This is a genomic window from Neisseria sp. P0021.S005 (assembly GCF_051956955.1).
On the sequence record NZ_JBQCWY010000019.1, the window covers coordinates 1 to 18,409 of the forward strand.

18 protein-coding genes are annotated in these 18,409 nt (G+C 51.7%); 3 read left to right on the top strand and 15 right to left on the bottom strand.

Translation table 11 applies throughout. The features are described 5' to 3' along the window. Nucleotides 1-1,880, top strand: a 1,880-nt coding sequence (gene thiC, locus ACTHUE_RS02445) for a phosphomethylpyrimidine synthase ThiC (protein ID WP_440423018.1), incomplete at its 5' end; no start/stop codon positions are given. A 91-nt stretch (nucleotides 1,881-1,971) separates the two neighbouring features. On the opposite strand, the gene murJ is transcribed toward thiC, so the two are convergent. Then, nucleotides 1,972-3,510: a murein biosynthesis integral membrane protein MurJ gene (gene murJ / locus ACTHUE_RS02450; protein ID WP_004519114.1), complete on the bottom strand. Its 1,539-nt coding sequence runs from the start codon at nucleotides 3,508-3,510 to the stop codon at nucleotides 1,972-1,974. A 9-nt stretch (nucleotides 3,511-3,519) separates the two neighbouring features. Further along, nucleotides 3,520-4,695 (bottom strand): lipid-A-disaccharide synthase, encoded by a 1,176-nt coding sequence (gene lpxB, locus ACTHUE_RS02455; protein WP_440361255.1) that lies wholly within the window; start codon nucleotides 4,693-4,695, stop codon nucleotides 3,520-3,522. 27 nt (nucleotides 4,696-4,722) lie between these two features. Here lpxB and ACTHUE_RS02460 point away from each other — a divergent pair, with 27 nt between their 5' ends. After that, nucleotides 4,723-4,863: a hypothetical protein gene (locus ACTHUE_RS02460; RefSeq protein WP_440361254.1), complete on the top strand. Its 141-nt coding sequence runs from the start codon at nucleotides 4,723-4,725 to the stop codon at nucleotides 4,861-4,863. Here the strand turns inward: ACTHUE_RS02460 and lpxA are convergent. From lpxA to frr, 11 genes are all read right to left on the bottom strand, one after another. Continuing rightward, entirely contained in the window at nucleotides 4,853-5,629 is a 777-nt protein-coding gene (gene lpxA, locus ACTHUE_RS02465; RefSeq protein WP_070606394.1) for an acyl-ACP--UDP-N-acetylglucosamine O-acyltransferase, read from the bottom strand. The two genes, ACTHUE_RS02460 and lpxA, sit on opposite strands and share 11 nt — an antisense overlap. Before the next feature lie 61 nt (nucleotides 5,630-5,690). Beyond that, the gene (gene fabZ / locus ACTHUE_RS02470) at nucleotides 5,691-6,140 is read right to left on the bottom strand and encodes a 3-hydroxyacyl-ACP dehydratase FabZ (RefSeq protein WP_003681704.1); all 450 of its coding nucleotides are present in this window, start codon (nucleotides 6,138-6,140) and stop codon (nucleotides 5,691-5,693) included. A 73-nt stretch (nucleotides 6,141-6,213) separates the two neighbouring features. Further along, a complete protein-coding gene (lpxD, locus tag ACTHUE_RS02475; protein ID WP_440361253.1) occupies nucleotides 6,214-7,254 on the bottom strand; it encodes a UDP-3-O-(3-hydroxymyristoyl)glucosamine N-acyltransferase in 1,041 nt (346 codons plus the stop codon). A 101-nt stretch (nucleotides 7,255-7,355) separates the two neighbouring features. Next, nucleotides 7,356-7,865 (bottom strand): OmpH family outer membrane protein, encoded by a 510-nt coding sequence (locus ACTHUE_RS02480; protein ID WP_440361252.1) that lies wholly within the window; start codon nucleotides 7,863-7,865, stop codon nucleotides 7,356-7,358. Nucleotides 7,866-7,976: 111 nt separating this feature from the next. Then, nucleotides 7,977-10,379: an outer membrane protein assembly factor BamA gene (gene bamA / locus ACTHUE_RS02485; RefSeq protein ID WP_440361251.1), complete on the bottom strand. Its 2,403-nt coding sequence runs from the start codon at nucleotides 10,377-10,379 to the stop codon at nucleotides 7,977-7,979. Between the two features lie 3 nt (nucleotides 10,380-10,382). Further along, a complete protein-coding gene (rseP, locus tag ACTHUE_RS02490) occupies nucleotides 10,383-11,723 on the bottom strand; it encodes an RIP metalloprotease RseP (protein WP_296184567.1) in 1,341 nt (446 codons plus the stop codon). Between the two features lie 131 nt (nucleotides 11,724-11,854). Beyond that, nucleotides 11,855-13,036 (bottom strand): 1-deoxy-D-xylulose-5-phosphate reductoisomerase, encoded by a 1,182-nt coding sequence (ispC, locus tag ACTHUE_RS02495; RefSeq protein WP_440361250.1) that lies wholly within the window; start codon nucleotides 13,034-13,036, stop codon nucleotides 11,855-11,857. A gap of 117 nt (nucleotides 13,037-13,153) precedes the next feature. After that, on the bottom strand, nucleotides 13,154-13,903 hold the full coding sequence (locus ACTHUE_RS02500) for an SIMPL domain-containing protein (protein WP_003747899.1): 750 nt from the start codon (nucleotides 13,901-13,903) through the stop codon (nucleotides 13,154-13,156). Nucleotides 13,904-13,936: 33 nt separating this feature from the next. Next, on the bottom strand, nucleotides 13,937-14,731 hold the full coding sequence (locus ACTHUE_RS02505; protein WP_440361249.1) for a phosphatidate cytidylyltransferase: 795 nt from the start codon (nucleotides 14,729-14,731) through the stop codon (nucleotides 13,937-13,939). A gap of 5 nt (nucleotides 14,732-14,736) precedes the next feature. Next, nucleotides 14,737-15,483 (bottom strand): isoprenyl transferase, encoded by a 747-nt coding sequence (locus tag ACTHUE_RS02510; protein WP_036492295.1) that lies wholly within the window; start codon nucleotides 15,481-15,483, stop codon nucleotides 14,737-14,739. A 57-nt stretch (nucleotides 15,484-15,540) separates the two neighbouring features. Next, complete coding sequence (gene frr, locus ACTHUE_RS02515) at nucleotides 15,541-16,098, bottom strand: ribosome recycling factor (protein ID WP_049332978.1); 558 nt, start codon at nucleotides 16,096-16,098, stop codon at nucleotides 15,541-15,543. 532 nt (nucleotides 16,099-16,630) lie between these two features. Here frr and ACTHUE_RS02520 point away from each other — a divergent pair. Beyond that, nucleotides 16,631-17,236 carry a hypothetical protein gene (locus tag ACTHUE_RS02520; protein WP_224783379.1) on the top strand — a complete coding sequence of 202 codons (606 nt, stop codon included), beginning with the start codon at nucleotides 16,631-16,633 and terminating at the stop codon, nucleotides 17,234-17,236. Nucleotides 17,237-17,386: 150 nt separating this feature from the next. On the opposite strand, the gene ACTHUE_RS02525 is transcribed toward ACTHUE_RS02520, so the two are convergent. Beyond that, a complete protein-coding gene (locus tag ACTHUE_RS02525) occupies nucleotides 17,387-17,686 on the bottom strand; it encodes a DUF2818 family protein (protein ID WP_039861891.1) in 300 nt (99 codons plus the stop codon). A 220-nt stretch (nucleotides 17,687-17,906) separates the two neighbouring features. Further along, on the bottom strand, nucleotides 17,907-18,409 hold a 503-nt coding region (locus tag ACTHUE_RS02530), incomplete at its 5' end, for an NADH-quinone oxidoreductase subunit N (protein ID WP_440402838.1).

The window sequence follows — 18,409 nt, forward strand, 5'->3', positions numbered from 1 at the left end:
CTAAAAAAACCGGCGATGAGGCGCGCCGTCTTTCCGACTTGAGCGAAGACATCGGCATCCGCTTCCAATATCCCAATTCCAACCGCGTCTATATCCCGGGCAGCCGCGCCGACATCCGCGTGCCTTTACGCGAAATCCGTCAAGACGACACCTACACAGCACAAGGTACGGAAACCAATCCACCGATTCCGGTGTACGACACCAGCGGCGCATACGGCGATCCGGCGGCACACATCGACTTGAAACAAGGTTTGCCGCACGTCCGCACTGCATGGCTGGACGAACGCGGCGATACCGAAATCCTGCCCAAGCTTTCCAGCGAATACGGCACTGAACGCGCGCACGATCCGAAAACCGCCCATCTGCGTTTCAACCAAATTACCCACCCGCGCCGCGCCAAAGCAGGCCGCAACGTAACCCAGCTTCACTACGCCCGCCAAGGCATCATTACGCCGGAAATGGAGTTTGTCGCCATACGCGAACGCATGAAGCTGGACGAGCTTTTCAGACGGCCTGAATACGCCAAGCTCTTGAAACAACACGCAGGGCAAAGTTTCGGCGCGAATATCCCGACCCATCCCGACCAAATCACGCCCGAATTCGTGTGTCAAGAAATCGCCGCCGGACGCGCGATCATCCCTGCCAACATCAACCATCCCGAACTCGAACCGATGATTATCGGCCGCAACTTCCGCGTCAAAATCAACGGCAACTTGGGCAACTCCGCCGTAACCTCCAGCCTGACCGAAGAAGTCGAAAAAATGGTGTGGTCGCTGCGTTGGGGCGCGGACACGATTATGGATTTGTCTACCGGCGCACATATCCACGAAACACGCGAATGGATTATCCGCAACGCGCCCGTCCCCATCGGTACTGTGCCTATTTACCAAGCTTTGGAAAAAACCGGCGGCATCGCCGAAGACCTGACTTGGGATTTGGTGCGCGACACCTTAATCGAGCAGGCAGAACAAGGCGTGGACTATTTCACCCTGCACGCAGGCGTATTGCTACGCTATGTGCCAATGACGGCCGATCGCCTCACAGGCATCGTATCGCGCGGCGGCTCTATCATGGCGAAATGGTGCCTCGCCCATCATCAGGAAAACTTCCTCTACACACATTTCGACGAAATCTGCGAAATCATGAAAGCCTACGACGTATCATTCAGCCTCGGCGACGGTCTGCGCCCCGGCTGCATTGCCGATGCCAACGACGAATCCCAATTCGCCGAGCTGCACACTTTGGGCGAATTGACTGCCAAAGCGTGGAAACACGACGTACAAGTCATGATCGAAGGCCCGGGCCATGTACCGTTGCAACGCGTGAAAGAAAACATGACCGAAGAGTTGCAACACTGCTTTGAAGCGCCTTTCTACACACTCGGCCCGCTCGTTACCGACATCGCCCCCGGCTACGACCACATCACCTCGGGCATAGGCGCGACCAATATCGGCTGGTACGGCACAGCCATGCTCTGCTACGTTACCCCGAAAGAGCATCTCGGCCTGCCCGACAAAGAAGACGTGCGCACCGGCATCATCACCTACAAGCTCGCCGCCCATGCCGCCGACCTCGCCAAAGGCTGGCCGGGCGCACAGTTGCGCGACAACGCCTTAAGCAAAGCGCGTTTCGAGTTCCGCTGGCGCGACCAATTCCGCCTCAGCCTCGACCCCGAACGCGCCGAGAGCTTCCACGACGAAACCCTGCCTGCCGAAGGCGCGAAAATCGCCCACTTCTGCTCAATGTGCGGTCCCAAATTCTGCTCGATGAAAATCACGCAGGAAGTGCGCGACTACGCCGACAAGCAAAAAGCCCAACGGCAGGGCATGGAAGAAAAAGCGATTGAGTTCGTCAAAAAAGGAGCGAAGCTTTACAGTTAAAACGTAAAGCAAGAAAAGGCCGTCTGAAAATGTTTCAGACGGCCTTTTTAGTGAATAGCCTTTAAGCCAAAGCAATACGCACTACGGCCGCTTATTTTTCCACCCTGCGGAAATGGTGCGGACGGAAGCCGAGCGCGACGAGGGAAACGAAGTAGAGGCCGCCGCCCAAGGCAATCAGGACGCAGAGTTGGCCTGCTTTTTTAAAGCCGCCGACGTGTACCCATTCAAACGGCAGATAATATTGCGCCAGCCACAAACCGCCGCCCATGACGACCAAAGAGATGACCATTTTAACCAAAAACGCTGCCCAACATTTACCGGGGCGGTAGATGCCGTGTTTGCGCAAAAGGAAAAACAGCAAACCTGCATTCAGACACGCGCCCAAACCGATAGCAAGGGACAGACCGACGTGTTTGAGCGGCGAAATGAAAGCGAGGTTCATCAACTGTGTGCAAATCAGCGTGAAAATAGCGACCTTAACGGGGGTTTTGATGTTTTGGCGCGCGTAGAAGCCGGGTGCCAATACTTTAATCATAATCAGCCCGATCAAGCCAAAGGAATAAGCAATGAGCGCGTGTTGGGTCATTTGCGCGTCGTGCAGCGTAAATTCACGGTACATGAACAAGGTCGTAACCAACGGGAAAGACAACACGGCAAGGCCGACGGCGGCAGGTAGGGTCAGCAGCATGCACAGGCGCAAACCCCAGTCGAGCAGACCGGAAAATTGCTCGGTATCCTGACTGGCAGCGTGTTTGGACAAGGTAGGCAATAAGATTGTACCGAGTGCCACGCCCAAAACACCGGTTGGCAATTCCATCAGTCGGTCGGCGTAATACATCCATGACACGCTGCCGGACTGCAAAAACGAGGCAAAAATGGTGTTGATAACCAAGGAAATCTGCGCCACGCTCACGCCCAAAATAGCCGGCGCCATCTGTTTCATTACGCGGTTGACCGCTGCGTCTTTAAAGCTGAGTTTGGGCATTTTCAAGAAACCCAGTTTCGCCAACCAAGGCAGTTGGAACACCAGCTGCAACACGCCGCCGACAAATACCGCCCACGCCAAAGCCATAACAGGCGGATCAAAATACGGCACGAAGAACAGGGAAAAGACGATAAAGGAGATGTTCAAAAAAGTCGGCGTAAAGGCGGGAATGCCGAATTTATGATAGGAATTGAGTATTGAGCCGACAAAAGACGACAAAGAAATCAAAAAAATATAAGGAAACGTCACCCGCAGCAAGTCGATGGAGAGCTGAAACTTATCGGCTTCTTTGGCAAAACCGGGCGCAGAAACATAAATCACCCACGGCGCGGCAAGTATGCCCAGCGCAGTAACGATGACCAGCACAAACGACAGCATGCCGGCCACATGACGCACAAACGCCTGCGTGGCTTCGGGCGAGCGGGTTTCTTTGTATTCCGCCAAAATCGGTACGAAGGCTTGGGCAAATGCGCCCTCTGCAAACACTCGCCGCAGCAGGTTGGGCAGTTTAAACGCGACAAAAAACGCATCCGTCGCCATGCCTGCACCAAACGCACGGGCGATAATCGTATCGCGCACAAAGCCTAAAATGCGCGACACCATCGTCAGGCTGCCAACCTTGGCCAATGCTCCCAATAAATTCATGTATTTTCCTTACTTGTCTTTCAGGCCGTCTGAAAATCCGGCTTCTTCCAATACTGCCGCCGCAGCCAATGCCGCCGTATCTTTTTTCAACAGCAGATGCAAGGCGTGAAAATCCTGTTCCAACGCGGCCACGGCTTCAGGGCGGTCATACCAGTCTGCCACGGCCTGTGCCAGTTTTTCAGGGACGGCATCGTGTTGCAGCAGCTCGGGAACGGCGGCTTTACCCAACAGAATATTGGGCAAACCGACATGCGGCACTTTGATTTTGTTTTTCACATACGCATAAGTTAGCGGCGAAATTTTGTAGCTGATAACCATAGGCCGCTTGCACAAGGCCACTTCCAAAGTCGCCGTACCACTGGTGACCAATACCACGTCGGCAGCGGCGCAAACCGTATCCGACTGCTTGTCGGTCAGCGTGATGGGAAGGGCTGCGAACTCAGGCTGCGCCAAAATTTCACTAATGCGTTTGCGCGTTGCGGCCGTCGCCACAGGCAGCAAAAACTGTGCCTTCGGATAACGTTTCAGCAGCAATAAGGCCGTCTGAAAAAACACCGCCGCCATGTAATCGATTTCGCTCACGCGGCTGCCGGGCAAGATGGCAAACACGGGCACGTCCGCAGGCACGCCCAGCTTCTGCCGTGCCGCCGCCCTATCCGCTTCCACCGGCATGGTTTGCGCCATCGGATGGCCGACAAACTCGGCCTTGCCTCCGGCATCGATATAAAGCTGCGGCTCCATCGGAAACAGGCACAACACGCGGTTGACCTGATGCACGATTTTATTGACCCGTTCGCGCCGCCACGCCCAAACCGACGGGCTGACATAATGAATGGTATGAATGCCTGCCTGCTTAAGTTTTTCCGCCACGCCGAGATTGAAGTCCGGCGCATCGATGCCGATAAACACATCCGGCTTGAGGCGGATTAAATCGCTCACCAGCCCTTTGCGGATTTTCAAAATCTGCGGCAGGCGTTTGATGACCTCAACAAAACCGCGCACCGCCAGCTTTTCCTGATCGTACAAACTCTCAAAACCCTCCGCCTTCATGCGCTCGCCGCCGATGCCGGTAAACCGCGCATTCGGACAACGCGCCTTAATGGCACGGATTAAATGTGCACCGAGCAAGTCGCCGGAGGCTTCGCCGACGCTGATGGCGATAAGGGGGGAGGAATTGGAATTCATGTGTTGAGGTTTAAAAGCTAAAAGATTTTGGGGCAGACATTTGCCCGCCTGTTTTCAGACGGCATCGGCAGCAAACAGACAGGAAACCTGCCCCTGCACGGATTTTTGCAATCCAAAGGCCGTCTGAAAAAGTTTCAGACGGCCTTCAATCCATCCATCAACGGATAATGCCGCGTGTGGATTGTGCAAAAAAGTCTTTAAATACCGCCAATTCGCTTTGGGTTTCTGCGCGTTTCAGAATCTCTGCCTTGGCTTCTTCAAACGGAATGCCGCGATGGTAAATGGTTTTATACGCATCTTTGACGGAGGCAATCTGTTCGGCGGTGAAACCGTTGCGGCGCATACCTTCGCTGTTGAGGCCGGCCGGTTCGGCGCGGTAGCCTGCAGCCATGAAGTACGGCGGTACGTCTTTGTGTACGCCGGCGGCAAACGCGGTCATGGCGTAGTCACCGATTTGGCAGAATTGGAACACCAGCGTGTAGCCACCCAAGACGACGTAGTCGCCGATGGTAACGTGACCTGCGAGTGAGGCGTTGTTGGCGAAGATGGTATGGTTGCCGACCACGCAGTCATGGGCGAGGTGGCAGTAGGCCATAATCCAGTTGTCGTCGCCGATACGGGTTTCGCCGATGCCGGTGACCGTGCCGAGGTTGAACGTCGTAAATTCGCGGATGGTGTTGCCGTTGCCGATAATCAGCTTGGTCGGCTCGTCGCGGTATTTTTTGTCCTGCGGAATCTCGCCGAGGCTGGCAAATTGGAAAATGCGGTTGTTCTCACCGATGGTCGTATGGCCGTTGATGACGACGTGCGGACCGATTTCGGTATTCGCACCGATTTGCACATTGGGGCCGATGATGCTGTATGGGCCGACTTTAACGCTGGAGTCGAGTTCGGCTTTAGGGTCGATGACGGCGGTCGGATGGATAAGGGTCATACTGTCTCCTTGCTGTCTGATACAGGTTGCCGTCTGAACGTTTAGACGGCCTGTCCCATTTTTACACCACGCGTTTGGCGCACATAATCACGGCTTCAACGGCAACTTGGCCGTCGACTTTGGCAACGGCGTTGAATTTGCCGATACCGCGTTTGTTGGTCAACAGCTCGACTTCAAAAACCAGTTGGTCGCCGGGGATGACTTGGCGTTTGAAACGGGCGTCGTCGATACCGGCGAAGAAGAAGAATTCGTTTTCTTTGCGGCCTCCTTCGCTGAGGATGGCGAGTGTGCCGCACGCTTGCGCCATGGCTTCGATGATCAGCACGCCGGGCATCACGGGCAGGTCAGGAAAGTGGCCTTGGAACTGCGGCTCGTTCATGGTGACGTTTTTAATCGCAGTCAGGGTTTTCATCGGTTCGAACGCAGTAATGCGGTCGAGTTGCAAAAACGGATAACGGTGTGGGATAAGTTTTTGAATGTCTTTGGCTTCGATCGGGAGTTGTACGTCCATGATGTTCGTCTTTCCTTGTTTGTATTGGGTTTAAACGTATTCGGATGCGGGGCGCGGACTGTTTGCGCCGCCTTTAGGCTTCGTCGCTGTCGGCAAGCTGTTTTTCCAGCGTTTTGAGGCGTTTGTTCATTTCGCTCAAACGGTGGATATAAACGGCATTGCGTGCCCAGTCTTTGTAGCCCGACATCGGGAAAATACCGGCCAGATGCTGGCCGCTTTCGGTAATGCTGTGGGTAACGGATGTACCGCCGCCGATGGTGGTTTTATCGGCGATTTCGATGTGTCCGACCGTGCCGACGCCGCCGCCGATAATGCAATAATTGCCGATGGTGACGCTGCCGGAAATACCGGTCTTGGCGGCGATAACGGTGTGCGAACCGATTTTGCAGTTGTGGCCGATTTGGACTTGGTTGTCGATTTTGGTGCCGTTGCCGACGGTCGTGTCGCTCATTGCGCCGCGGTCGATATTGGTGTTCGAACCGATTTCCACATCATCGCCCAGCGTGACTGCGCCGGTTTGCGGAATTTTAAACCATGAATCGCCGGCAAAGGCCAAGCCGAAACCGTCTGCACCGATGACTGCGCCGCTGTGAATTTCGACACGGTTGCCCAAAGTGCAGCCGTAATAGATGACGGCGTTGGAATGCAGCACGACTTCATCGCCCAACGTGCAATCGTGTTGGACAACGGCATTGGCCAAAATACGGCAGCCTTCGCCTAATACGGAATTCACGCCGATATAGGCATTCGCGCCGATTTCGCAGCTTGCCGGTACTTTGGCGCTTGCCTCGACAACGGCAGTCGGATGTACGCCGCCCTGTGCTTTGACAATCGGCGAGAACAATCGTGCCACTTTGGCAAAATAAAGATAAGGGTCGGCAGCCACAATCAGGTTGCGGCCTGCAAATTCGTCTGCGGCTTTCGGCGACACAATCACTGCGCCTGCCTGGCTGTCGTGTACTTCGGCTTTGTATTTCGGATTGGCCAAAAAGCTGATGTGTTCCGCCTGAGCCTGGTCCAACGGGCGGACGGCGGTAATGGCGATGTCTTCGCCTTTCCATTCGCCGCCGAGTTGGGAAACGATTTGGGACAGGGTGTATGCTTGTGAAGTCATGATAATCTGCCGTCAAGATGTCAGGCCGTCTGAAAGATGCCGGTTTGGGTTTCAGACGGCCTTAGGTTTGTCTGTATGGTTACATTCGCTGCCGAGCAGGGTCAGTGAGCATTTAGGGCTTTAATAACGCTGTCGGTAATGTCGTAGCGGCCGTTGACGTAAATCACGTCCTGCAAGATGAAGTCATAACCTTCGCGTTTGGCTAAATCGACGATAACGCGGTTGGCATTTTGCTGGAGCGCGGCGAATTCTTCATTGCGGCGCAAGTTGTAGTCTTCAGCCAACTCGGTCTGCTGTTTGCGGAATTTTTGTACCAGATTGCGCCATTTTTGGGTCTCCGCTTCCCTTTGGCTGTCGCTGAGTTTGTCGCTACTCAGTTTTTGCTCCAAAGTCTCGCCTTCCTGCTGCAGCTTTTGCAAGGCGGTTTGACGGCTTTTGAACTCTTTTTCCAAAGTCATCTGAATGCTTTGCGCCTGCTTGGATTCCTGATAAACGCGCTCGGTATTGATAAAACCGATTTTCTGCACGCCATCCGCCGCCGCTTGCGGCAACAGCACGAAACCCGGCAGGGCTACGGCGAGGACACGGAGGGTGTCGGCTATTTTACTCATGATAAAAATCCTTGCTTGAAAACAAACGGGCGGTTTGCAATAAGCTTGCCGCCAATCTGCCATGAGGCCGTCTGAAACGGACAAACCCGGTTTCAGACGGCCTAAACATCATCAGAATGTCGTACCGAGTTGAAATTGGAAGCGTTGGATTTCGTCGCCTTCTTTTTTCTTAATCGGATAAGCATAACTGAACTTCATCGGACCCAGCGGAGAGAGCCAGGTCACGGCAGCACCGGCAGAGTAACGCAATTCGTTTTTGAATGTCGATTTGTGCGTTGTGCCTACGCCATACACGTTTTGGAGCGCGCCATTGGTGTAATAAGAATTGCTGCTGCTGTCGTTGTAGGTTTTGTCATCCCACACGCTGCCAGCATCGGCAAACAGGCTCAGACGGACGGTACGAGAGTCTTTAATGCCCGGCATCGGGAAGAGCAACTCTGCGGAAACGTTGGCTTTTTTGTTACCGCCGTAGCTGATTTTCTCGCCGTATTCGTCATAGACTTTCGGGCCCAGCGTACCGCTTTCAAAGCCGCGGACAGAACCTAAGCCGCCACCGTAGAAGTTTTCAAAGAACGGCATGGTTTTGGTTTTACCGTAGCCGTTGCCATAACCGACTTCGCCACCCAGCATCAGCGTGAAATCTTTGCTCAATGGGAAGAACCAGGTTTGGTTGTGGGTCAGGGTGTAGTATTGCAGGTCGCTGCCCGGCAAAGCGATTTCGCCGTTCACGCCGGTCAGGTAACCGCGGGTCGGCCACAAGGCATTGTCGGTTTTGTTGCGACCCCAGCCGATGGTACCTTTGTACAACCAGCCTTTGAAGCTACCCACGCCGCTACCGTCGCCCTTACCGTATTGATTGATAAAGTCGGCATAGCGTTTAGGCGCGCCTTTGTAGGTATTCACGGTCAGACGCTCTGCGGCCAAACCGAAGTTCACACGGTCATATTCGGTAACCGGAATACCGATACGCAAACCGCCGCCGAAAGTTGTGGTTTTATATTGTTTCGCGCTGGAAGAAGCTTTACGCGGGTCGTAAGTCTTACCATAAAGGTCGTAGCCCAAGCTTACGCCGTCAGGTGTGAAGTATGGGTCGGTAAACGACAACGAGCCGTTTACTGTGGTTTTACTGCGGGAAGCGCGCAGTGCAACGGATTTACCCGTACCGAACAGGTTGTCTTGAGCCACACCGGCAGACATCACCAAACCGGTATCCTGAACCCAACCTGCGCTCAAGTCGAGCGATCCGGTAGAACGTTCGGTCAGGCTCATGTTCAGGTCAACTTGGTCGGGCGTATTGGCCACAGGAACCGCATCAAATTGAACGTTGTCGAAGTAGCCCAACAACTCAACGCGCTCTTTAGAACGTTGCAGTTTGGCAGAGTCGTAAGGCGCCGATTCCATTTGACGCAACTCGCGGCGGATGACTTCGTCACGGGTTTTGTTGTTGCCGGTAATGTTGATTTCGTTTACATAGATTTTGCGGCCCGGTTGAACGGTCAGAACAAAATCAACGGTATGCGTTTCGGCATTTGGAATCGGTTGGACATTGATTTCGCTAAATGCGTAACCTGCCTGACCCATGCGGTTTTGGATGGCCTCGAGCGAATTGGACATTTGCGCGCGCTCATACCATTTGCCCGGCTTCATGGTCAGCAGTTTTTCCAAATCTTCTTTCGGCACTTCCAACGTATCGCCTTCGATGCGTACATTGCCCCAACGGAAGCGGTCGCCTTCGCTGACGATTACTTTAATGGTCTGCTTGGTTTTGTCTTCGTTGGTTTGGATGTCGGTATCCAAAATGCGGAAGTTGAAGTAGCCGTTGTTTTGATAGAAATTGGTAACTTTTTCCATGTCCTGAGCAAATTTTTGCTCATTGAACTGGTTGCTCTTGGTAATCCAAGTCCACATGCCGCCTTCGCTCAGGGACATTTGTTTCATCAGACGGCGGTCGGAATAAACTTCGTTGCCTTCAAATGAAATATCGGTAATCTTGGTAGATTTGCCCTCTTCGATGGCAATATCGATAGACACGCGGTTGCGGGCGAGTTTGGTTACGGTCGGAGTGATTTGGACAGACTGTTTGCCACGGCTCAAATACTCTTCTTTCAAACCGGCAACGGCTTGATTCAGCGTTGCTTGGTTGAAGTATTGGGATTGCGCCAAACCAAATGCTTCAAGGTTTTTCTTGATGGCATCGTTTTGCAGCATTTTCGCGCCGGTAATATTGAGCGAGCTGATGGTCGGACGCTCAATCACGGTCAGCAGGACTTGATTGTCCATGGTTTCGACGCGTACATCGTCAAAGAAACCGGTTGCGTAGAGTTTTTTGATGATTTCTTCACTGCGCGCATCATTGAAATTATCACCGACTTTAACGGGCAGGTAGTTGAAGACGGTACTCGGCTCGGTGCGTTGCAGGCCTTCGACGCGGATGTCCTGAATGGTAAAGTCAGCCAATGCCAACGGAGACAGGCTCAATACCATTAAAGCGGAAGCAATCTGGTTCAGTTTCATAAATTATCCAAACAAACGGTTGATGTCATTAAAGAAAGCCACAGCCATCATCAAAAGCATGGCTGCCAGTCCGAAGCGCAGGCCGACTGCCTGTATGCGCTCGCTCAAAGGCTTTCCGCGTATCCATTCGGCGGTATAGAAAACCAGATGTCCGCCGTCTAAAACGGGCACGGGCAAAAGGTTCAACACGCCTAAGCTGATGCTGACCAAGGCCAGAAATTCGAGGTAGCTCTGCAATCCGAGTTTGGCGGACTGTCCGGCGACATCGGCAATGGTCAGGGGGCCGGAAATATGGTTCAAAGAGGCATTGCCCGTAACCAGTTTTCCGAAAAATTTGAGGGTTGTCCACGAATAGTTGACGGTTTTGTTCCAACCCAATTCAAAGGCTTGGGCAACGGAAGGCGTATAACGGTAGCGGATGGTTTTATCCCACTCTTTATCCGCCTGGGCGGCAAGCCCTGCTCTACCCACCAGCACGCCTGCCGACTGCTCGACGCTGTCCGGCCGGATAGCGGTCGCCAGTATTTTACCGTCACGCTCGTAAGTCAGCTCAATTCGTTTACCGGGGCTGGCGCGGAAGAGTTCCGTCCATGCCTGCCAGCTTTCGATGGGCTTCCCATCGGCGGTCAGCAGTTTGTCGTTTTCCTTCAAGCCTGCTTTTTCGGCCGGACTATCAGCCAAGACTTTGCCGATGCGGTTAGTAATTCTAAAAGGCAAAAGGCCGATGTTGCCTTGGCTTTTCGCAACTTTACCTGCTTCAGGCGTGCCGGCGGCATCAATTATGCGGATGGCTTGGGTATTTGAGGCCGTCTGAACAGCAACTTTTACAGGGCCGGCTTCAAGGTTCAACACCATCTCGGTTTGCGCATCGCTCCAGTCTTTAACGGCGATTCCGTTAACCGATACAATTTTATCGCCTGCCTGAAAACCTGCTTTGGCGGCAATACTGCTAGGCTCGACCATGCCGACATAGGGGCGCAACTCGGTCACGCCGAAGGAAAAGCTCAAACCGTAAAGCAAAACGGCCAAAATCAAATTGGTCAAAGGGCCGGCGGCGACAATGGCGATGCGCTTGGCCGGATGCTGCTTGTCAAAGGCGTACGGCAAATCTGCCTCTGCCACCTCGCCTTCGCGCGTATCGACCATTTTAACGTAACCGCCCAGCGGAATCGGGGCAAGACACCACTCGGTATCGCCGCGTTTTCGGGTAAAAAAGGGCTTACCGAAGCCAACGGAAAAGCGCACGACTTTAACGCCGCACCAGCGGGCAACAATATAGTGTCCGAACTCATGCAGGCTGACCAGAATCAGAATGGCGACGATAAAGGCTAAAAAGGTTTGCAAAAAAATCCCCTGAATGGAATGTGATCATCAACGGATAAGGCCGTCTGAAAACCGATTATAAAGGCAGTTGTTCCATTTTGTCTGCCTAAATGCCAAGCGGTTGACGTTTCAGACGGCCTGTCATTGAAGCTTTATTGTTTGCCGATAAAGGCTTCTGCCTGTCTGCGTGTTTGCGCGTCTTGCGCCAACAGGCCTTCGATATCATGATGGCCGTCTGAAAAATTTTGGGCAAGACAGTGGGCAACGACTTTGGCAATATCGGTAAACTTGATGCGTTTATCTAAAAAAGCGGCCACGGCAACTTCGTTGGCAGCGTTCAACACGCAAGGCGCGGCGCCGCCTGCATTCATGGCCTGATAGGCAAGTTTCAGGCATGGGAAACGGTCAAAGTCAGGCTTTTGGAAGGTCAACGCGGACAATGCGCCGAAATCCAGCTCGTCCACGCCGGAATCGATGCGTTCGGGCAGGCCCAAACAATAAGCAATCGGCGTACGCATATCGGGATTACCCAACTGCGCCAATACCGAACCATCGCGATAACGCACCATACTGTGAATCACGGATTGCGGATGAATGACGACTTCCAGTTTTTCCGGCGGACAGTTAAACAGCCAATGCGCCTCAATCAACTCCAAGCCCTTATTCATCATTGACGCGGAATCGACGGAAATTTTTCGCCCCATACTCCAATTCGGATGCTTGACCGCCTGCTCGGGCGTAATGCTGTCAAATGTACTTAAATCGGTGTTAAGGAATGGTCCGCCCGATGCGGTCAGAATAATCGAATTGATACCGTGCTCATTCAGACGGCCTGTGTAATCCCTTGGCAATACTTGGAAGATGGCGTTGTGTTCGCTGTCAATCGGCAAGACGGTAGCGCCGTTTTGGCGGGCGGTTTCCATAAACAATGCGCCGGAAACCACCAGCGTTTCTTTGTTGGCCAGATAAATGGTTTTGCCTTTTTTAGCGGCGGCCAAAGCCGACGGCAAACCGGCCGCGCCGACAATGGCACACATCACGCCGCTGACTTCATCGGCAGAGGCGACATCAATCAGGGCTTGAGCGCCATATAAAACCTGCGTACTGATGCTTTCTTGTTTGAGTTTCTTTTCCAGCTCGGCAGCATGGCCGGCATCGCCGACAACGGCATATTCCGGGCGGAACTGTTTGCATTGCGCTGCCAGCTTGTCCACCTGCCTATGCCCTGCCAGCGCGAACACGCGGAATTTTTCAGGATGGCGGGAGACAACGTCTAAAGTGTTTTCGCCTATGCTGCCGGTACTGCCTAATATGGTCAGAACTTGTTGTGTCATGGTGTGTTCTTTATGTGCTGTGCAAACGGTATTCATCGTGTTTGAAATAAATTTCTTTGCCGTTTCCAATTTTCAGACGGCCTTTTGCCTCCCAGCTGAAAAGGCCGTCTGAAAGAATTACTCAATGCCGTATTCGATGGTAACAACCAGTCGGACTTGCTTGCCGACGGTGCTTTTATCGTAAGAACCGCCGTACTCGTCGTCCTCGCTACTGCCGGTGTCGGCATAGATGTTGAACGAACCTTGCGAAGCAGAACGCATGGCGCCCACTTTGCCGCCGCCGGTTTTGGCAAATTCGGCCGCGCGTTTCTGCGCGTCCTCAGTCGCCTGCGTGATCAAATCACGTTTGATGGTTTCTAAATTGCCCAGCAAATATTGCGGATTGTCGAAGCGGATGAATTCGTTTTGCGCACGGAAATTCAAAATGGCGCGCTGGGCGGCTTGGATTTTGTCCAGTTTTTTGGTGTTGACCACAATATTGAGGTCGCCATCGTAGCCGTTGGGCGTGCGGGTTACGTTGCCCAGTTCGTCGCGGGTTTCATTGAAAACGCGCGACACTTCAGGCAGGCCTACTTTCATTTCAGCCGCCGTAAAGCCTTGCTCACCCAAAAATTTAGACAGCTTCTTGCGTCTTGCCGTCAGTAAATCCAAAACTTCCTGATAGCTCTCGCCGTGCGCATTTACGCCCGTATTCCACGTCGCGCTGTCGGATTGGAAGTTTTTCTCCGCCAAACCTTTTACGGTAATCGTCCCGGGTTGGCGCAGATTCTTAAACTGCACGCCCAAAATAAACGCCGCAGCCATCAATCCCAGTGCCAACAATACGCCCAAGATCGATAAAGATGAAATCTGTTTTTGTTCGGACATAATCAGCTCCCCCAACCATGTGAGACAGACGGTTTAAAACAAATATACAAAGGCGGCATAAATGCTGATAACGGCGATCAGACTGTCCACACGGTCGAACACGCCGCCGTGCCCCGGCAGCAGATTGCTGCTGTCTTTGATACCTGCCGCACGTTTGAGCCAGCTTTCCAGCAAATCGCCGCACACGCTGACAACGGTCAGAATCAAGCCGATCAAAATCGTTTTGAACCACCCGGCTTCAAAAGCCAGCCAACCGGCTTTCCATACAACGGTCATGTACACGGCAACGCACAATGCGCCGCCGATTGCACCTTCCCAGCTTTTACCCGGGCTGATGGTCGGCGCAATTTTGCGCTTACCAAACGACTTGCCGCAGAAATACGCGCCAATATCGGCCACCCATACCAAGCCCATAATCGCCAATAAAGACAGCGCGTCTTCAGGCTGAGGGCGCAGGTAAACCAGTGCGAACCAAAACGGCATCACCAACAACCAACCGACCGTGTAAGCCTGCCAGCCGCCGTTTAGCTTCCATTTCGCTTTCAGCCACCAAGGCATGACAATCAGCCAAAACGCCAATACGACACACCAAACCAAATTGGGCAGCTGCCAACCGCCGGCATAGGCAATCACGCCGAACACCAGCGTTGACGCCAAATAATGATTGATTTTCAGCTTGTCCAAGCCGCTCATGCGGGCATATTCCCACAAAACCAACATAGCAATCAGGCCGCAAAACGCCGCCCACAGCCACATAGGTGCATAAAACAGCATACCCAGCATCAGCGGCAAGAGCCACAGCGCCGTTAAAATCCGTTGTTTCAACATAATTCTCAACCCCGTTGCTGCTCAAGCGGCAGCTGTTCGGAAGTCCGCCCGAAGCGGCGTTCCCGTTTTTGAAACGAAGCAATCGCCTCGTTCAGCGATTTCTCATTAAAATCAGGCCACAGCGTATCCGTAAAATACAATTCCGCGTACGCCATCTGCCACAGCAGGAAATTACTGATGCGCGTCTCGCCGCCGGTGCGGATAAACAAATCCGGCTCGGGTGCATCGCCCAACATCAAATAGCGCGACAACGCCTCTTCCGTAATCTCTGTTGCACCCTCGGCAATCAACTGATTTGCCGCCTGCAAAATATCCCAGCGGCCGCCATAATCGGCGGCGATGCTCAAAGTCAAACCGGTATTGTTTGCCGTCAACGCCTCTGCCGCCTCAATCCCCTTCAGGATTTCAGCGTTAAACCGCTCGCGGCTGCCGATGACTTTCAAGCGCATATTGTTATCGTGCAAACGGCGCACCTGCTTTTGCAAAGCCTGCAAAAACAGCCCCATCAGAAAAGAAACCTCTTCCTCGGGGCGTCGCCAGTTTTCAGTCGAAAAAGCAAACACGGTCAAATACCGCACACCCAGCTCAGCACAATGCTTCACCATGTTCTCCAGCGCATCCAAGCCGCGCTTATGCCCCATCACACGGGGAAGAAAACGCTTCTTTGCCCAACGTCCGTTGCCGTCCATAATCACGGCAATATGTCGGGGGATGGCAGAGTGTTCCAAAATCGTCTGCGTACTGCTTTTCATGTCTGCCTTTCAGGGAGCAAACCGTCCAAAGGCCGTCTGAACGGTTTGCACACAGGATTAAATCGCCATCAAATCTTCTTCTTTGGCCGCCAAGAGCTTGTCTGCCTCAGCAATGTATTTGTCGGTCAATTTCTGAACCGCTTCCTCGCCGCGGCGGGCTTCGTCTTCAGAAATTTCTTTGTCTTTCAACAATTTTTTGATGTGGTCGTTTGCATCACGGCGCACATTGCGGATAGACACACGGCCCTCTTCCGCCTCGCCGCGCACTACTTTGATCAAATCTTTACGGCGTTCCTCAGTCAGCATAGGCATAGGGACACGGATCAAATCGCCGACAGAAGCAGGGTTCAGGCCCAAGTTGGAATCACGGATCGCTTTCTCGACTTTTGAAGCCATATTGCTCTCGAAAGGTTTCACACCAATCGTACGCGCATCCAAAAGCGTCACGTTCGCCACTTGGCTCACAGGTACCATGCTGCCCCAGTATTCCACTTCCACTTGGTCGAGCAGGCCGGTATGCGCACGGCCGGTACGTACTTTAGCCAAATTGTCTTTCAATACTTCCAGAGAACGCTGCATTTTGCCTTCAGCTGTCTTTTGAATATCATTAATCATCTTAATACTTTCAATTTCATAGGAATAAAACAGAATTAACCGAGAATAGTACCGTTAAACCGCCCCCACGACAAGGCTTTACGCCCCAACAGCCTTGTTTTCTAACCGATATTTAACATCAAACAAAATAAAGGCCGTCTGAAAATCTTTCAGACGACCTTTATTGTTTCAAGCAACTACATCAACTCGGCCTTTTGGCTTAATTTATTTACCAACTGACCCAAACTGAAATCTCCCTATCATTTTCAATCGAAATCTAATCTTAATAACTCAAAAGCTCACAGTTGTACTCTTGGTAATTAAAGTTAACTTGCCCTCGACATCTACCATCACTATCGGAAACCTTCTCTCTAAAGTAATGAAGTTCGCAAGGTAGATCCAATATAACAACCTGCCTTCCCATGCAAATTTTCACATTTAGTTTGCAAAATTTGTATAAAAACTGTATTACGTTATAATTGGTTTTATTCGAATACGTTATTTAATTCACCTGAAAACAAACAGATAAATGCAAATTAACTGGAGAATATCTATGAACAAATTACTCATCCTATGCTCAGCATTAGCGCTTTCTGCCTGTGTTGTACCACATCCCTATACTTCAACCGAATATCAAAAATATAAACAAAGTGATTTGAAAGTACCAAATCAACCTTATCCTATACGTTTAGAGGGAGAGTTCGAGCGTAATGGTAAATCTTTCCCTAAAGTAAATCCGGCTCTAACAAAAGCTGCCAAAATTGCACTAAACGGAACAAAGATTGTAACAGTAGACCCGCAAGCCCAAAACAGCCTGAAAATCCATGCCAACAATATCGCCAATATTGGTGGTGCAGTAGGTAACGGTATAAAAACAGGTCTGACTTTCGGATTAGCAGGCAGTACAGTTCAGGATTACTATCAATTCTACTGTAGCTACTCAGATGGCAAAAAAGAATTAAACCGTTCCGAATTTAATCACGCTATTGTGACTACTATTGGTTTAACCTCCACACCCAAAGAGCTGACTCCCCATAGTAATCTGGATCAGGCATTTATCTCTGTAACTAAAGATATTGTTGTTAATTGCTTAGGTGACTTGCAAAACAAAGGTTTCTTGTTACCAGAAACAGCCAATACCCATACCGGCAGTAACTGAAATTTCTGAAGATGTTGCCAAAGCTGCCATTATGAAACTGAATATGGCAACTCCAGGTCAATGTTCCAAAGCTCATCCCTAAAACAATCCTTACTTGATATAAAAAGGCCGTCTGAAAATCTTTCAGACGGCCTTTTCCTAATTCAAATCCTACTCTCTATTTCTCTCATTCCAAAAGTAACGCCATACAAAGCATGGGAAAGCAAAAATCAGGTAGAGGCAGACAACGGTCGCGTAAAACTCCCAATCTTGGGCATGTACGGCACCAGCTCGCGATTCGAGGATATAGGCGAGGATCGCGGTAAGAAGGAAACCTGCCAGCAATTCGATCAAGTGATGGCCGATATGTTTGCGTTTCAGGGCGACGATGCCGAAGAATTTGGTGGTAATAAATGGTGCGTTGGCAAAGATAAGTGCCAACAACAAAAGAATGTACATGGATGCGGTCATGATGGTCTTTCTGTTTTCAGACGGCCTGTGTGTGATTTTAACATGTTAAATGGGCATTCTTGCCCATTATTATCCGTGGAATATTCAATATCTTGATGATGCCCGCTTGATGATTGCTCAAAGGCTTGAGGCCGTCTGAACTTTGGGTATATTTCATCCGAATGCGAATCCTAACAAAAACGGCGGCTTTGGAACAGCCGCCGTTGGTTTTGTTTGAAGCTTACAGGGTATTTATCAATGCTTTGGCACACCAGTCGATAACGGTTTGCGGCATGATACCCCACAGGAGCAGTAGGAAGGCATTGACCGTCAGGACAAATTTGGCGGCATAGTTGCTGCCGACCGGCTGGTCATGATCAGGTGCATCGAAGTAGATGACTTTGACCACGCGCAGGTAGTAGAACGCACCAATCAGCGACATGATGACGGCAAATACGGACAACCAAACATGGCCTTGTTTCAAGAGAGCCATAATCACGCCGAATTTGGCGTAGAAGCCCATCAGCGGCGGAATACCCGCCATGGAGAACATAGACAGCAACATCAGGAAGGCAAACCATGCATGGCGTTGGTTAAGGCCTGCGAGGTCTTTGATGTTTTCACATTCAATGTCTTTGGTGGACAATACCATCAAAACACCGAAGCTGACTGCCGCCATCAAAGCATAGGTAATGGCGTAATACAAACCTGCAGTAAAGCCGACTGCGCCTGCCATAAACGCCA

Excerpts from the sequence above, each read along its gene's own strand:
- murJ (WP_004519114.1), bottom strand. The coding sequence starts at position 3,510 with ATGAATTTATTGGGAGCATTGGCCAAGGTTGGCAGCCTGACGATGGTG.
- lpxB (WP_440361255.1), bottom strand. The coding sequence starts at position 4,695 with ATGAATTCCAATTCCTCCCCCCTTATCGCCATCAGCGTCGGCGAAGCC.
- lpxA (WP_070606394.1), bottom strand. The coding sequence starts at position 5,629 with ATGACCCTTATCCATCCGACCGCCGTCATCGACCCTAAAGCCGAACTC.
- fabZ (WP_003681704.1), bottom strand. The coding sequence starts at position 6,140 with ATGGACGTACAACTCCCGATCGAAGCCAAAGACATTCAAAAACTTATC.
- lpxD (WP_440361253.1), bottom strand. The coding sequence starts at position 7,254 with ATGACTTCACAAGCATACACCCTGTCCCAAATCGTTTCCCAACTCGGC.
- ACTHUE_RS02480 (WP_440361252.1), bottom strand. The coding sequence starts at position 7,865 with ATGAGTAAAATAGCCGACACCCTCCGTGTCCTCGCCGTAGCCCTGCCG.
- bamA (WP_440361251.1), bottom strand. The coding sequence starts at position 10,379 with ATGAAACTGAACCAGATTGCTTCCGCTTTAATGGTATTGAGCCTGTCT.
- ispC (WP_440361250.1), bottom strand. The coding sequence starts at position 13,036 with ATGACACAACAAGTTCTGACCATATTAGGCAGTACCGGCAGCATAGGC.
- ACTHUE_RS02500 (WP_003747899.1), bottom strand. The coding sequence starts at position 13,903 with ATGTCCGAACAAAAACAGATTTCATCTTTATCGATCTTGGGCGTATTG.
- ACTHUE_RS02505 (WP_440361249.1), bottom strand. The coding sequence starts at position 14,731 with ATGTTGAAACAACGGATTTTAACGGCGCTGTGGCTCTTGCCGCTGATG.
- ACTHUE_RS02510 (WP_036492295.1), bottom strand. The coding sequence starts at position 15,483 with ATGAAAAGCAGTACGCAGACGATTTTGGAACACTCTGCCATCCCCCGA.
- frr (WP_049332978.1), bottom strand. The coding sequence starts at position 16,098 with ATGATTAATGATATTCAAAAGACAGCTGAAGGCAAAATGCAGCGTTCT.
- ACTHUE_RS02520 (WP_224783379.1), top strand. The coding sequence starts at position 16,631 with ATGAACAAATTACTCATCCTATGCTCAGCATTAGCGCTTTCTGCCTGT.
- ACTHUE_RS02525 (WP_039861891.1), bottom strand. The coding sequence starts at position 17,686 with ATGACCGCATCCATGTACATTCTTTTGTTGTTGGCACTTATCTTTGCC.